Source organism: Planctomonas deserti (genome assembly GCF_003067705.1).
Taxonomy (GTDB): domain Bacteria; phylum Actinomycetota; class Actinomycetes; order Actinomycetales; family Microbacteriaceae; genus Planctomonas; species Planctomonas deserti.
The window spans coordinates 45,655-59,924 of the sequence record NZ_QANL01000001.1 but is presented as its reverse complement, the minus strand read 5'-3'; the positions used below and the strand labels follow the sequence as shown (position 1 = coordinate 59,924).

The 14,270-nt window shown below is 70.9% G+C and carries 13 protein-coding genes; 11 read left to right on the top strand and 2 right to left on the bottom strand.

Annotation, left to right across the window (positions count from 1 at the left end):
• Nucleotides 1-3: 3 nt before the first annotated feature.
• Together DAI20_RS00285 and DAI20_RS00280 are read left to right on the top strand one after the other, a co-directional pair.
• The gene (locus tag DAI20_RS00285; protein WP_108248603.1) at nt 4-945 is read left to right on the top strand and encodes an aldo/keto reductase; all 942 of its coding nucleotides are present in this window, start codon (nt 4-6) and stop codon (nt 943-945) included.
• A gap of 133 nt (nt 946-1,078) precedes the next feature.
• A complete protein-coding gene (locus DAI20_RS00280; RefSeq protein WP_108248602.1) occupies nt 1,079-2,041 on the top strand; it encodes an acetylxylan esterase in 963 nt (320 codons plus the stop codon).
• Nucleotides 2,042-2,339: 298 nt separating this feature from the next.
• On the opposite strand, the gene DAI20_RS00275 is transcribed toward DAI20_RS00280, so the two are convergent.
• On the bottom strand, nt 2,340-2,966 hold the full coding sequence (locus DAI20_RS00275) for a TetR/AcrR family transcriptional regulator (RefSeq protein ID WP_240605799.1): 627 nt from the start codon (nt 2,964-2,966) through the stop codon (nt 2,340-2,342).
• A 241-nt stretch (nt 2,967-3,207) separates the two neighbouring features.
• Here DAI20_RS00275 and DAI20_RS00270 point away from each other — a divergent pair, with 241 nt between their 5' ends.
• The 4 genes from DAI20_RS00270 (at nt 3,208) to DAI20_RS00255 (ending at nt 6,610) form a co-directional block, all read left to right on the top strand.
• Entirely contained in the window at nt 3,208-4,545 is a 1,338-nt protein-coding gene (locus DAI20_RS00270) for a M16 family metallopeptidase (protein WP_108248601.1), read from the top strand.
• Between the two features lie 7 nt (nt 4,546-4,552).
• Nucleotides 4,553-5,155, top strand: coding sequence for a histidine phosphatase family protein (locus DAI20_RS00265; protein ID WP_108248600.1), 603 nt, complete (start codon nt 4,553-4,555; stop codon nt 5,153-5,155).
• A gap of 184 nt (nt 5,156-5,339) precedes the next feature.
• Nucleotides 5,340-6,164, top strand: coding sequence for a 4-hydroxy-tetrahydrodipicolinate reductase (gene dapB, locus DAI20_RS00260; RefSeq protein WP_108248599.1), 825 nt, complete (start codon nt 5,340-5,342; stop codon nt 6,162-6,164).
• Complete coding sequence (locus DAI20_RS00255; RefSeq protein WP_108248598.1) at nt 6,161-6,610, top strand: tetratricopeptide repeat protein; 450 nt, start codon at nt 6,161-6,163, stop codon at nt 6,608-6,610. Before dapB ends, DAI20_RS00255 begins: the two co-directional genes overlap by 4 nt.
• Nucleotides 6,611-6,645: 35 nt before the next feature.
• Here DAI20_RS00255 and DAI20_RS00250 read toward each other — a convergent pair whose 3' ends face one another.
• Nucleotides 6,646-7,851, bottom strand: coding sequence for a TIGR01777 family oxidoreductase (locus DAI20_RS00250; protein WP_306766444.1), 1,206 nt, complete (start codon nt 7,849-7,851; stop codon nt 6,646-6,648).
• Between the two features lie 123 nt (nt 7,852-7,974).
• On the opposite strand from DAI20_RS00250, the gene thyX reads away from it, so the two are divergent.
• From thyX to DAI20_RS00225, 5 genes are all read left to right on the top strand, one after another.
• Nucleotides 7,975-8,679: an FAD-dependent thymidylate synthase gene (gene thyX / locus DAI20_RS00245; RefSeq protein WP_240605908.1), complete on the top strand. Its 705-nt coding sequence runs from the start codon at nt 7,975-7,977 to the stop codon at nt 8,677-8,679.
• Nucleotides 8,680-9,116: 437 nt separating this feature from the next.
• Nucleotides 9,117-10,040 (top strand): universal stress protein, encoded by a 924-nt coding sequence (locus DAI20_RS00240; RefSeq protein ID WP_108248597.1) that lies wholly within the window; start codon nt 9,117-9,119, stop codon nt 10,038-10,040.
• A 361-nt stretch (nt 10,041-10,401) separates the two neighbouring features.
• Nucleotides 10,402-11,232, top strand: a complete 831-nt coding sequence (locus DAI20_RS00235) for a DUF559 domain-containing protein (protein ID WP_159084852.1) — start codon at nt 10,402-10,404, stop codon at nt 11,230-11,232.
• Nucleotides 11,233-11,483: 251 nt separating this feature from the next.
• On the top strand, nt 11,484-12,461 hold the full coding sequence (gene dapA, locus DAI20_RS00230) for a 4-hydroxy-tetrahydrodipicolinate synthase (protein ID WP_108248595.1): 978 nt from the start codon (nt 11,484-11,486) through the stop codon (nt 12,459-12,461).
• Between the two features lie 87 nt (nt 12,462-12,548).
• A complete protein-coding gene (locus DAI20_RS00225) occupies nt 12,549-14,225 on the top strand; it encodes a ribonuclease J (RefSeq protein ID WP_108248594.1) in 1,677 nt (558 codons plus the stop codon).
• The last annotated feature ends 45 nt before the right edge of the window (nt 14,226-14,270 follow it).

Sequence of the window (14,270 nt, the reverse complement as noted above, 5' to 3'; positions counted from 1 at the left end):
AGCGTGAACACAGCCGATGGGGGCGGCGCGTCGCTGCCGCTCGGGCGTACGGGACTCGTCTCGTACCCGCTCGCCCTCGACGGCAGCATCTTCGGCTGGGCGTCAGGACCGGAGGAGACCTCCGCCGTGCTCGACGCGTTCCACGCCGCAGGCGGGCGCCTCGTGGCCACCGCCGACCACTACGCGGGCGGCCGCAGCGAGGTGATGCTCGGCACCTGGATGCGCGAGCGCGGGTGCCGTGACGGCATGATCGTCGCCACCAAGGTGGGCAGGCACCCGGATGCCGCAGGCCTGTCCCCGAGTTCCATCACGCGCGGGGTGGACGCGTCACTCCGCCGGCTCGGTACGGACCGGATCGACTTCCTCGCGTTCGACGGCGATCACCCGGGAACCCCGTTCGAGGACAGCCTCGGGGCCGTTGAACGGTTGCGGGTCGCGGGCAAGGTCCGCTTCCTGTCCGTCGCGGGCTTCGAGGCCGGCCGGATCGCCGAGCTCGCGGCCACGGCAGAGCGCCTCGGCATCCCCGCGCCGTCCGGACTCCTCACGGAGTACAACCTGGTGCACCGGTCGGCCTACGAGAGCGGGCTCGCCGCCGTTGCCGAGCGGGTCGGACTCGCCGTGTTCGCCCGGCTGCCGTTGGCCAGCGGCTATCTCGCCGGGGTGCTGCGCTCGCGCGACCAGGTGCCGACCTCGGTGATGTTCGCGGCCGCCCGGGAGCACATCGGAGCGCGGGGAGAGCGCATCCTCGCCGCGGTCGAGCGTGTCGCCCTCGAGGTCGGCGCGCCCCTGGCCGCGGTGAGCCTGGCGTGGCTGCTCGCCCGGGGAGGTGGCGTGATCCCCGTGGTGCGCGCCGCCGCCGCCGAGCACATCGAGGAGCAGATCCGGGCCGTCGGGCTCACCCTGTCCCGGGAGCAGCTCGCGCTGCTCGATCGCGTCTCGGAATAGCGTCGGGGCCCGCCTCGGACGGCGGGGACGGATGTCGGGCGCGGCATGCCTGCGCGCGCACCGGGATACTGGACGGTGCCCATCGTGCGGCCGGCCCGGCCGGACCGCAGTCGAGACCCATCGAAGGAGATCCGTGTTCACCGACATGCCCGAGGCCGACCTGTGGAACTATCGCAGCGACGTGCCGAACCCCGCCGACTTCGACGAGTTCTGGAGCAGCACGCTGGCCGAGGCGGCGGAGCACCCGCTCGACGTGCAGGCGGAGCCGTGGGAGAGCGGCCTCTCCACGATCGACGTCTGGGACGTCACGTTCTCGGGCTTCGGCGGGCACCGCATCAGGGCGTGGCTGCTGCTGCCCGCCGGCGCCACCGGCCCGCTGCCCGGCGTGGTCGAGTACATCGGGTACGGGGGAGGCCGAGGCAATCCGCTGGAGAGCCTCGTCTGGGCGTCCGCGGGGTACGCGCACCTCATCATGGACTCCCGCGGCCAGGGCGCAGGCCACCGCAAGGGGTCGACGCCGGACCCCGGCGGGTCCGGACCGGCGTACTCCGGCGTCATGACCCGCGGCATCGAGGATCCGCGCGACTACTACTACCGCAGGCTCTTCACCGATGCCGTGCGCGCGGTGGACGCACTTAAGTCCTTCCCGCAGGTGGACCAGGACCGCGTCGCCGTCGTGGGCGGCAGTCAGGGCGGGGCCATCACCATCGCCGTCGCCGGGTTGCGCGACGACCTCACGGCTGCCGTGGCGTTCGTGCCGTTCCTCAGCGACATGCGGCGCGCGTCCACCATCACCGACCACTACCCCTACCGCGAGCTCGGCCAGTACCTCGCCGTGCAGCGGGACAAGACCGACATGGTCTTCCGCACCCTGTCCTACTTCGACGGGGTCAACTTCGCCCGTCGGGCCACGGTGCCCATCTCGTACTCGGTCGCGCTCATGGACGGCATCTGCCCGCCGTCAACGGTCTTCGCGTCCTACCACGAGTACGCGGGGCCGAAGGAGATTACCATCTGGCCGTACAACGGGCACGAGGGCGGCGCGATCGAGGACTCCGTGATGGCCCTGGCGGCGCTGCGCAAGGCCTTCGGTTAGCCGCGCGGTCCGCGTTCCGGAAAGCGGTGCCCCGTCCGCGCGGGCGCCGGTTTCTCCGCCCCCGAAAAGGGGTCTGTCCGCTCGCTTCGCGCCGTTGCTACATTCGTACCTGCGAGCCGGGGGGCTCGCGGGGGGAAGCGCCGGGGGGCGCCAGTCCCGTTGTGAGGGCCGGGGGGGCCACCACTCACGCAAGGGGTCACGTTTCCGGGGGGACACGAGGATCACGAAAGATGCCGCGGGCCGGGGGGCCCGCGGCATCTTTGCGTTGGAGCCGGTTGGGGCCGGCCGCGTGCGCCGCCTAGTGGGCGGCAGCCGCCACCTGGGTGAAGATGCGCTCGGCGCCGCGCTCGTACGCGGTCTGCGCGGCGACCGCGTCTCCCGCGTACGCGCAGGAGAGGGCGCCGTCGCGCAGGAGGTACAGCTCGTCGGCGCCGTCACCGGGGTACGGGTGGCCCATGAGCTTCAGCTGGTCGGTGAGGAAGTCCTGGTACCACTCGCGGTGCTCGGCGATCGCCCGGCGCACCGGGTGGTCGCGGTCCGGGAACTCCGAGGCCGCGTTGAGGAACGGGCAGCCGCGGAAGCCCGGACGGGACATGTTCTCGAGCACCGTCGTCACCGTCCAGCGCAGCACCTCGGCGGGCGACTGGCCCTCGTCGACGACCGAGGTCAGCAGGCGGCGCACGGCGGCGGAGCGGCCCACGACGTAGTCGAGGATGAGGTTGTCCTTCGACCCGTAGTGCTTGTAGAAGGTGGCCTTGGTCACCCCGGCGGTCGCGATGATGCGGTCGATGCCGACCGTGTGGATGCCCTCGCTGTAGAAGAGCTCGTCCGCCACCTCGAGCAGACGGGCCTTGGCGGCGGAGAGCGGCCGGGTCGTTTCCTGCTGGGCGTTGATCACCACGATGGTCTCCTCGGGGTGCCGCATGATGCACAGCGTTCGGGCGCTGCGCGTGACGGTCGTGTTTCGGGTGGGTCGGAGCCGCGGCCGTCACTGAGGCGGCACCGACGAAAGTCTGGGGGTGAAGCAGTTTCGGGTCCTGCTTCACCTTCCGGAACCGACAGTAGCAGAGGGGTGGACAGACTTGTCTGTTCGCCCCGGATCCGCCGCACCCCCAGAACGGGGGACACGGGGGGCGCCCGAACCGGTGCCGTAGTGTGGAGCGGATATGAACGACGCCGTTGCCTTCCCGCTCGACGAGCCAGAGCTCTCGTTCACCGCATCCGGCGATTCCCTCGTCCGACGCACGATCCTGCCGAGCGGGGTGCGCATCCTCAGCGAGAGCGTGCCGGGCAGCCGCAGCGCGACGATCGGCTACTGGGTTGCCGTCGGATCCCGCGACGAGCTGCCGGCCAACTACGGCTCGACCCACTTCCTCGAGCACCTGCTCTTCAAGGGCACCCCGACGCGGTCGGCCCTCGACATCGCGATCTCCTTCGACGCCGTCGGTGGCGAGCACAACGCCATGACGGCGAAGGAGTACACCTGCTACTACGCCAAGGTGCAGGATCGCGACCTGCCCATGGCCGTCGACGTGCTGACCGACATGCTCACCTCCTCGCGGCTGGACCCCACCGAGTTCGAGAACGAGCGCGGGGTCATCCTCGAGGAACTGGCGATGGCCGACGACGACCCCTCCGACGTTGCGGGGGAGCGGTTCTTCGAGGCCGTGTTCGGCGCTCACCCGCTCGGTCGCCCGATCGGCGGCAACCCCGAGACGATCCAGGCCGCGACCCGTGACGCGGTGTGGGACCACTACCGGGCGAACTACCGCCCCCAGGACCTCGTCATCTCGGTCGCCGGAGCGGTGGACCACGACCTCCTCGTCGTGCGGGTGACGGCGGCCCTCGAGGCCGCGGGCTGGGACCTCAGCATCCCCGGCGCGCCCGTGGGACGACGCTCGGGCGAGGGCGTGGAAATCGCGCGGGGCAGCGCCCTCACGACCGTGCACCGGCCCATCGAGCAGGCCAACATCATGCTCGGCGTCCCCGGCATCGTCGCGGCGGACGACCGCCGTGCGCATCTCAGCGTGCTCAACTCCGTGCTCGGCGGCGGCATGTCGTCGCGCCTGTTCCAGGAGGTGCGGGAGCGTCGCGGCCTCGCGTACTCCGTCTACTCGTTCGGCTCGTCCTACTCGGACGCCGGCGTCTTCGGCCTGTACGCGGGCTGCTCGCCGAGCAAGGCCGGGCAGGTCGCGGAGCTGATGCTCGCCGAGTTCCGCCGCCTCGCGGAGGAGGACGTGACCGAGGAGGAGCTGCGCCGCGCGGTCGGGCAGCTCTCGGGCGCCTCCGCGCTGGCGCTCGAGGACTCGGACACCCGCATGTCGCGGCTCGGCCGCGCCGAGATCACCATGGGCGAGTTCATCGACCTCGATGAGACCCTGCGGCGTCTGGCCCTGGTGACGGTTGCGGACATCCGCTCCCTCGCCGGGGAGCTCGCCGCCCGCCCGCTGTCCATCGCCGCCGTCGGCACGGTGGACGACTCTGCTTTCAGCGCGATCGTCTAGGGGGACCATGTCGCACTACCTGTATCTCGTCCGGCACGGCGAACAGCTCGACGCCGAGCACGGCCTGCCGGACGGCCCGCTGTCGCCGCGGGGCAAGCGTCAGGCGCAGCTCGTCGCCGACCGGCTGAGCGGCGTGCCGTTCACCGGCGCATGGCACTCGCCGCTCAAGCGGGCGACCGAGACCGCCGACATCATCGCCGAGCGCATGCCCGCGCTCGAGCCGCAGCCGAACGCCCTCCTGTTCGACTGCATCCCCTCGGGTCCGTCGCCCGACATGCCGCACGCGTTCGAGTCGTTCTTCGGCGGGATCACGCCGGAGCAGATCGACGCCGGGTCGGCCCAGATGGCGGACGCGGTGAGCGAGTTCTTCTCGCCGAGCCGGCAGGACCGGCACGACCTGCTGATCACCCACAACTTCGTGATCGCCTGGTTCGTGCGGCACGTCTTCGACGCCGCGGACTGGCGCTGGATGGGCCTGAACCAGGCGAACTGCGGGCTGACGATCATCCGCGTGCGCTCGGCGAAGCCGCCCGTGCTCGTGGTCCACAACGACCTCGGTCACCTTCCGGTCGAGCTCCGCACAGGCCTCCCGGACCCCCAGCCCGTCTAGCCCGATACGGTCCCTGGGCCGCCCCGCGGTCTCTAAGTCACCCCATGGTCCCTGAGCCACCCCACGGTCCCTGAGCCACCCCACGGTCCCTGAGCCTGTCGAAGGGACGCAACACCTCCATGACCGACTGCACCCCCGACGCCCCGCACAGCGCGGTAAGAAAGCCGCTCGGTAGCATGGCCGGATGACTACGAAGGTCGCTGTCGTCGGCGCAACGGGCAAGATGGGCCAACTGATCCTCCACATCCTGGAGGGCAGCGAGGACTTCGAGGTCGTCGCCGCCATCGACTCGAAGGGCGAGCTGAGCGAGATGCTCGGCGCGGACATCGCGGTCGACGTGACCCTGCCGTCGGTCAGCCAGGGCGTCGTCGAGTTCGCGATCGCGCACGGCATCAACGTGCTCGTCGGCACGAGCGGCTGGTCCGGCGAGCGCATCGCGGACCTCGAGCGCCGCATCACGGGCAACCTCGCCGTCGGCGTCATCATCGTGCCCAACTTCTCGGTCGGATCCGTGCTCGCCACGACTTTCGCCACCATGGCAGCGCGCTTCTTCGACTCCATCGAGATCGTCGAGGCCCACTCCGCGTCGAAGGTGGACTCGCCTTCGGGCACGGCCGTGCGCACCGCGGAGCTGATCGGCTCGGCCCGCTCCGCCATGGGGCCCGTCGTCGCGCCGCACGTCGACCAGCGCGCCCGCGGCCAGCAGGTCGCCAGCGTGCCCATCCACAGCCTGCGGATGCAGGGCGTTGTGGCCAAGCAGGACGTGCACTTCGGCGGGAACGGCGAGGTGCTCACCCTGAGCCACGAGACGCTCGCCCCGAGCGCCTACGAGGCGGGGATCCTCATCGCCCTCCGTGCCGTGCGCTCGGCCCGCGGCGTGATCGTGGGCCTCGACAAGCTCATCGACCTGACTCCGGAGAACGGCGGCGGCTCCGCCGTGCTCGCCGCGTCGGCCGTCGCCCCCGCCCCACGGTCCGGGTCCGTCCCGGCGCCCGCGGACCGCGCGTGAACGCACGCATCGGCGTCGCCGTGATGGCGGCGCTCCTCGTGCTCTACTTCGTGCTCCTCGGGCAGCGGGCCGTCGTGCTGCTCGGCTCCGGAGTCGGGGTGGGCGTCGCGATGGGGGTCGCGCTCCTCGTGTTCCCGCTCGTCGGGGCGTGGGCCATCTGGCGCGAGCTCCAGTTCGGCTTCCGCACGCAGCGGCTCGTCGGCATCCTCGACGCCGAGGGCGGCCTCCCCGTGGACGACCTGCCGAAGCTGGCGAGCGGCCGCCCCGTCCGGGCGGCGGCGGACGAGCAGTTCCCGCGCTACCGGGCCGAGGTGGACGCCGAGCCCGAGAGCTGGCGCGCCTGGTTCCGGCTCGGGCTCGCCTACGACGCGAGCGGCGACCGCAAGCGGGCGCGGAAGGCCATCCGCACGGCCATCGACCTGCAGCGCGCCGAGAACGCCCGCTAGCGCTGGCAGCGCCCGCCGGCGATGCAGAGGCTGCGCTAGGCGCCGTGCTCCGACCGGTTCACGGCCCAGTCCACGGCCTCGTTGACGCCCGGGTGCGCGAACGAGAATCCGTCCTCCTGCAGGCGGGCCGCCGAGATCCGCCTGCTCGCCAGCAGCAGCTCGCGTCCGGCGTCGCCGAGCGCGAGCGTGAGCGCGAAGCGTGGGGCCGGCACGAGGTACGGCCGGTGCGATCGCCGGGCCAGGTAGCGCATGAGGCGCTCCGCGGTCGCGGGGGTCGGCCCGACGAGGTTGACGGGTCCCGAGAGGGAGGACGAGGCGATGAGATGCACGATCGCGGCGGCCTCGTCGTAGAGGCTGATCCAGGGCCAGTGCTGCTGGCCGCCGCCGAGGGGGCCCGAGACGCCGAGGTTGGTCAGCAGCCGGATGGGCTGGAGCGCCCCCTTCTCCGCGAGCACGATGCCCGTGCGTAGAAGCACGACTCGCGTGCCGGACGGCGCCTGCCGTGCCGCGCTCTCCCAGGCGTCAACGACCTCCGGCAGGAAGCCGAGGCCGCGCGGGGAGTCCTCGGTGAGGGTCTCGCCCGGCCGGTCGCCGTAGAACCCCTCGGCGGATCCGCTGAGGAACGCCTCGGGAGGCGTTGCGGCAGCCGCCATCGCCTGGGTCAGGGTCCGCGTCGCGGAGATGCGGGAGTCGAGGATCTGCCGCCGGTAGCCGGCCGTCCACGGCACGCGGCTGATGGTGGCGCCGGAGAGGTTCACCACCGCATCGATGCCGTCGAGCGCCGCGGGGTCGAGGCGACCCTCCGCAGGCGACCAGCTGACCTCGAGCGGGCCCTGGGCCTCGCGCCGTACCAGCCGGATCGCCGTGTGCCCGGCGGCCTCGAGCTGGCGGACGAGCTCCGTGCCGATGGTGCCGGACGCCCCGGCGAGAAGGACGCGCAGCGCTCTGCGGGGCTCGGCCGCGGCGGGCGTCGCGAGGGACGCGAGCGTCGCCTTGACGGGCGAGACCGCCTCGAGCACGGACTCCGCGGGGCCCTCGTCCTCGGGCTCCACCGCATCCGCGGCGCCCGTTCCGTCCCGCGGTGTCGTCGGGGCCGTTCCCTCGGTCGCCGGCGTCTCTGTCATCCCGGGCGTCGTGCTGGGCGTCGTCCCGCCTGCCGCGTCGACCATGTCCGCCTTCGCGGGGGACACCGCCTCGGGGACGGGGTCGTCCCCCGGATCCACCTGGTGCTCGTTCGTCATGCCGCCACCTTCCGTCGAGGAGTCCCAGCGTAATCACGCGGGCTGTGCCCCCGGGGAGTCCCCGGGCGCCGCACCTGCCCTAGGGTGAAGGGCGTGTCTGAGAGCATCGTCTTCCGTTCCGATATGACCGTCGAGCTCGTCCGCTCGAGCGCCCACGACTCCGACGTGCTGTTCGCCGCGCGGGTCTCGACGCAGGGCGAGCAGACCCTCGAGGCTGCGCAGGACGTGGATGCCGACGTGCAGACCAAGCGCGATCGCGGGCTCATCAACTACCTGATGCGCGACCGCCACGGCTCACCCTTCGAGCACAACTCGATGACCTTCTACGTGCAGGCGCCGATTTTCGTGTTCCGCGAGTTCATGCGGCACCGGATCGCCTCCTACAACGAGGAATCGGGCCGCTACCGCGAGCTGAACCCGGTGTTCTACGTGCCCGGTCCGGAGCGCAACCTCGTGCAGGTGGGCAAGCCGGGGGCGTACGACTTCACGCCGGGCACGCCCGAGCAGACGGCGCTGGTCGGCGAGCAGGCCCGCGCGGCGTCGACCGCGGCCTTCGAGGCGTACCAGCGGATGCTCGACGCCGGGGTCGCTCGCGAGGTCGCCCGCATCGTGCTGCCGCTGAACATCTACTCGTCGATGTACGTGACCCTGAACGCCCGGTCGCTCATGAACTTCCTGTCGCTGCGCACCAAGCGCGAGGGCACGCAGTTCCCGTCGTTCCCGCAGCGCGAGATCGAGATGTGCGCGGAGCAGATGGAGGACGTCTTCGCGGAGCTCATGCCGCTCACCTACGCGGCCTTCAACGCGAACGGCCGCGTGGCCCCGTAACCGCACCTGCGGTGGTGCCGCCGGGCTGGGGGTCACGGTCACGGTCGCGGTTGCTGTCCCGGTCGCTGAGCTCGTCCTTCCGGTCGCTGAGCTTGTTGAAGCGACGTAACGGAACCGCGCGTCCCTTCGACAGGCTCAGGCACCGTAACTCGCCTACCCATATCGGCCCCTACGCTCGCTGAGCTTGTCGAAGCGACGTAACGGATCCGCGTGTCCCTTCGACCGGCCCAGGAACCGCAACTCGCTTACCGAGGTCGCCCTTACGGTCGCTGAGCTCGTCGAAGCGACGGGACACCACCCCGATGGCCCCGCTCTTCTGGCGGGCGGCCCGTCCTGGCTAGCATGAGAGCGAACGGCGATGGCGCCGGCACGCGACCATCCGCGAACCCGCGGAGCGGGCCGGCTGTTCGGCGTCGCCGGCAACGCTGGGAGGCGCCATGGTCGAGAAGATTGTCGTAGCGGTCAACGGGGGAGCGGAGAGCGACGCCGCCCTCAGCTGGGCCATCGAGCGCGCGAAGTCGGCGCCCGCCGCGCTGGACATCACCACGGTGATCGAGATGTCGAACCAGGCGCCGCCGGACGCGGAGCAGACCCTCAGGCCGCTGTACGAGCGGGTGGTGCAGGATGCGGTGCAGCGCGCCGAGGCGGAGGCGCCGTCGGTCGCGTCGAGCGGCTCGATCCGCCGCGGCACGCCGCGCCAGGAACTCCTGTACGCGTCGGCCCGGGCAGACCTGCTCGTCGTCGGCACGCACGAGGCGACGGGCGTGTTCCACGGGATCCTCCCGCACCAGCTGGCCGCCGCCGCGCGCTGCGCCGTCGTGGTCGTGCCCGCCAAGTGGACGTCGCAGGCGGGACCGGTCGTGGTGGGCGCGAACGACGACGACACGTCGCAGGTCGCGCTCGACGTCGCCGCCCGCGAGGCGGAGCGCCTGGGCCGGGAGCTGCTCGTCATCCACACCTGGCACATCCCGGCGGCGAACCTGTTGGGCCGGATCGGCATCGGTCCCGACCCGCATTCGACGGTGGGGGTGAAGCACCAGGAGATCCTGGACCGCTGCGTCGCCCGCATCGCCGAGAGGCACCCTAACCTGCCCGTGCGGGCCCAGCTGCTCGAGGGGCCGGCCGCCCTGGAGCTGGTGAACGCGGCCGAGTCCGCCGACCTGATCGTGGTCGGCACCCACCGCCGCGGCGCCGTGCCCGGACTGCTGCTCGGCTCGGTCACCCACGACGTGCTGGTCAACATGCCGTGCCCCGTGATGGTGGTGCCGCACCCCGACGAGGAGCCCCTCCGCGTGCGCCTGGAGCGCGCCTCCGAGAAGGCGACGGCGGAAGGCCGAGAGCCCGACCTCGACCTCTACTGACCCGATCCCACCCGTCCGCTCTCTTCACCCCAACACAGGCTCGCCATCACCCAACACAGGCTTGCGCGCCCATCACGGGCTCACCTCCCTCCCGTAACGCAACACAGGCTCACCCGGAGCGCAACACAGGCTCGCACAAGGCGACAACACCGCTGAGAGGCGGTCTGCCGCCGCCGGAGATCTGATCGAGCCTGTGTTGGGAAACGTCGAGCCTGCATTGCGAACCGGTCGAGCCTCTTGTGTCGAGCCGGGCGGAACGCAGCGGTGGGGAACAGTCCTCCACAGATCCAAACCAGAGCGGCCTCTTCACGGCACAGAGGTCCCCGGTCGGCTGACCGACCGACCGCGCCAGCCTGGGAGGGTGCGCGTGTTCGGGGTGGAAGTCCGGGAGTCCCATGGCCTGGTTCTCGCTGCCGATCTCCGCCGGGCCGGCCTCCGCAGACGGCACGTCGACCTCGCTCTCGAGGAGGGACTGATCAAGCGGGTGCGGCGCGGCAGCTTTGTTGCGCCTCACGCCCCGTCGTCCGTACGGCAAGCGACGGCCATCGGAGGCCGCGTCGGCTGCGTGTCCGCCGCACGGTTGCACAGTCTCTGGACCCTCCCTTTCTCCCGCGTGCACGTCTGGATCCCGCCGACTCAGAGCCGGCTTCCCCCGCCGGGCGGGCGCCGCGTGCACCGGGATCACGGCTGGCCCGGCGACGAGAAAGCGGCCGTCTCCCTGCCGCACGCGCTCCTGCAGATCGCCCGGTGCCAGGGCGCAGAGAGCTTCCTCGTCACACTAGAATCCGCGCTCAATCAGGATGAGCTTGCATCGCAGGAGCTCGACGAACTCGCTGAGCGGGTCCCGCGGCACGTCACGCGGGCGATCGACTTCTGCCGGTCGGACGCGCAGAGCGGACTCGAAACTCTGGTCCGCTGGCGGCTCCACCTTTCCGGCATCGACGCGCGCCCGCAGGTGAGCATCGCGGGAGTGGGACGGGTCGACCTGCTCATCGGGCGGTCACTGATCATCGAACTCGACGGTCAGGAGTATCACGAGTTCGAGTCGGACCGCAGTCGCGATGCCGCCGGCGCCGCCCGTGGCTGCGTCACCCTGCGCTTCTCCTATCGCCAGGTGATGCGGGAACGGCAGAAGGTGCTCGCGGCGGTCGAGCGCCACATCGCCCTGGGCCTGCACCTCCTCCGCGTCTGACGCCCCTCTGCCTGGTCCGCCGTGCTCGTCCCGCATGTCGACACACTCGGGGACCGCGCAAGGCCCGCATCAGTACCGAATACAGGCTGCAACAGCTGAATCCGCGTCTCCACCCGCGCGATCACCTGAGGAGGGCTGTGGGGGAGCCTGTGTTGTGTACTAGACGAAACCGGATCCGGGGCACCGCACCCGCACCCCGCAACACACACCGCGGCACCGAGGTGGCGACCCCACCCGATACCCTGTAGAGCGTGTCCACTCTCGAGAATCCGTTCGGTCAGGTACTCGTGGCCCTCGTCACGCCGTTCACGGCGGACGGGGAGGTCGACTGGCCCGGCGTGGAGAAGCACATCGACGACGTGATCCGCGCCGGGGCCGACGGCATCGTCGTCACGGGCACCACGGGCGAGACCAGCACGCTGACGGACCCGGAGAAGATCCGCCTCGTCGAGGTCGGCAAGTCGGTCGCCGATGGGCGCGCGAAGATCATCACCGGCGGCGGCTCCAACGAGACCGCGCACGCCATGCAACTCGCCAAGCAGAGCGAGAAGGCTGGCGCCGACGGCAACATGATCGTCACGCCGTACTACAACAAGCCGACTCAGGCCGGCGTGCTCACCCACTTCCGCATGATCGCCGACTCCACCGACCTGCCGGTCATCCTCTACGACATCCCGGGCCGCACGGGCATCCCCATCAAGTACGACACCCTGCTGCGCGCCGCCAAGCACCCGAACATCATGGCCGTGAAGGATGCGAAGGGCGACCTCAGCGAGGTCAGCCGCGTGCTCAACCAGACCGACCTCCTGTACTTCGCGGGCGACGACGCCAACGCGCTGCCCACGCTCGCTATCGGCGGCACGGGTCTCATCGGCGTGACCGCGAACATCGCGCCCACGCCGTACCGCACGATGGTGGATGCGGTGAACGCCGGCGACCTGAAGGCCGCGACGGCCGCGCACCAGCAGCTCGAGCCGCTCGTCCGCGCCGTCATGACCCACGTGCCCGGCACGGTCGCGGCCAAGTACATCCTTCACGGGCTCGGCCGCATCGGCAGCCCCCGCGTGCGCCTGCCGCTCGTCGGTCCCGAGGAGTGGGAGGCCGCGCAGATCGAGGACGAGATCGACCTCGTGAAGAACGTGCCCGGCGCCGACTTCCGCAACTTCCGCCCGGACCGCAACGCCGCCGCAGGCGGTGCCCTCCCGAAGGTCGCCGGCACCACCCGCTGACCTCCCCGGCGCCTCGGCGCCGCCACGACGTCCACCGCCCGTGAGGCGGCAGCACGACCCCACACCACAACGTAGGAACGAGACCTCATGCCCAACGCCGTATTCGACCCGCCCGCCCTCGAACCCGGAACGCTCCGGGTCATCCCGATCGGCGGCCTCGGCGAGATCGGTCGCAACATGACCATCTACGAGATCGACGGCAAGATCCTCATCGTCGACTGCGGCGTGCTCTTCCCCGAGGAGCAGCACCCGGGCGTCGACCTGATCCTCCCGGACATCTCTCCGATCCGCGACCGCCTCGACGACGTGGTCGGCGTCGTGCTCACTCACGGCCACGAGGACCACATCGGCGCCGTCCCCTACCTCCTCCGCCTGAAGCAGGACATCCCGCTCATCGGCTCCGGGCTCACCCTCGCGCTCATCGAGGCGAAGCTCAAGGAGCACCGCATCAAGCCGTACACGCTGCAGGTGCGCGAGGGCCAGCACGAGGACCTCGGGCCGTTCGCGCTCGAGTTCGTCGCCGTGAACCACTCCATCCCGGATGCGCTCGCGGTCTCCATCGTCACCAAGGCCGGCCGGGTGCTGCACACGGGCGACTTCAAGATGGACCAGCTCCCGCTCGACGACCGCATCACCGACCTCCGCGCCTTCGCCCGCCTGGGCGAGGAGGGCGTCGACCTCTTCCTGCCCGACTCCACGAACGCAGACGTGCCGGGCTTCACCCCGACCGAGCGCTCCATCGGTCCCGTGCTGGATGCCGTGATCGGCAAGGCGCCCCGTCGCGTCATCGTCGCGAGCTTCTCGAGCCACGTGCACCGCGTGCAGCAGGTGCTGGACGCCGCGCACGCCCACGGCCGCCGCGTCGCCTTCATCGGCCGCTCGATGGTGCGCAACATGGGCATCGCTGCCGACCTCGGCTACCTCAAGGTGCCCGAGGGCGTGCTTATCGACAGCAAGCAGGCCGCGAACCTGCCGGACAACCGCATCGTCTACATGAGCACCGGATCCCAGGGCGAGCCCATGGCCGTGCTCAGCCGCATGGCGAACATGGAGCACCAGATCGAGATCGGCAAGGACGACACGGTCATCCTCGCCTCGAGCCTCATCCCGGGCAACGAGAACGCCGTCTACCGCGTCATCAACGGCCTCACCAAGCTCGGCGCGAACGTGGTGCACAAGAGCAACGCCAAGGTGCACGTCTCCGGCCACGCGTCCGCGGGCGAGCTGCTGTACGTCTACAACATCCTGAAGCCCAAGAACGTGCTGCCCGTGCACGGCGAGTACCGCCACCTCCAGGCCAACCGCGACCTCGCCGTGCAGACCGGCGTGCGCGAGGAGAACACCTTCATCGCCGAGGACGGAACCGTGCTCGACATGCGCGCGGGCCACGTCTCGGTCGTCGGCCAGCTCGACCTCGGCTACATTTACGTCGACGGATCCACGGTGGGCGGCATCACCGACGCCGACCTCAAGGACCGCCGCATCCTCAGCGAGGAGGGCTTCATCTCGATCTTCGTCGTGGTGGAGGCCCAGACCGGCAAGGTCATCGTCGGCCCGGAGATCCAGGCCCGCGGGTTCGCGGAGGAGGAGTCGGTCTTCGACGCCGTGAAGCCGCAGGTCATCCGCGCGCTCGCCGAGGCGGCCGCGAACGGCACGCGCGACTCGCATGCTTTCTCGCAGGTGGTGCGTCGCACCGTCGGCCGCTGGGTGAACTCCTCGCACCGCCGCCGCCCCATGATCATCCCGGTGGTCATCGAGGCCTGATCGATCCGGCGGCGGGCTCCCACCGAGTCCGCCGCCTGAGCGACC

Bases quoted from the DNA above. Each gene is read 5' to 3' on its own strand.
- DAI20_RS00275 (WP_240605799.1), bottom strand. From the start codon at position 2,966: ATGCGGCACCCCGAGGAGACCATCGTGGTGATCAACGCCCAGCAGGAA.
- DAI20_RS00270 (WP_108248601.1), top strand. From the start codon at position 3,208: ATGAACGACGCCGTTGCCTTCCCGCTCGACGAGCCAGAGCTCTCGTTC.
- DAI20_RS00265 (WP_108248600.1), top strand. From the start codon at position 4,553: ATGTCGCACTACCTGTATCTCGTCCGGCACGGCGAACAGCTCGACGCC.
- dapB (WP_108248599.1), top strand. From the start codon at position 5,340: ATGACTACGAAGGTCGCTGTCGTCGGCGCAACGGGCAAGATGGGCCAA.
- DAI20_RS00250 (WP_306766444.1), bottom strand. From the start codon at position 7,851: ATGACGAACGAGCACCAGGTGGATCCGGGGGACGACCCCGTCCCCGAG.
- thyX (WP_240605908.1), top strand. From the start codon at position 7,975: ATGACCGTCGAGCTCGTCCGCTCGAGCGCCCACGACTCCGACGTGCTG.
- DAI20_RS00240 (WP_108248597.1), top strand. From the start codon at position 9,117: ATGGTCGAGAAGATTGTCGTAGCGGTCAACGGGGGAGCGGAGAGCGAC.
- DAI20_RS00225 (WP_108248594.1), top strand. From the start codon at position 12,549: ATGCCCAACGCCGTATTCGACCCGCCCGCCCTCGAACCCGGAACGCTC.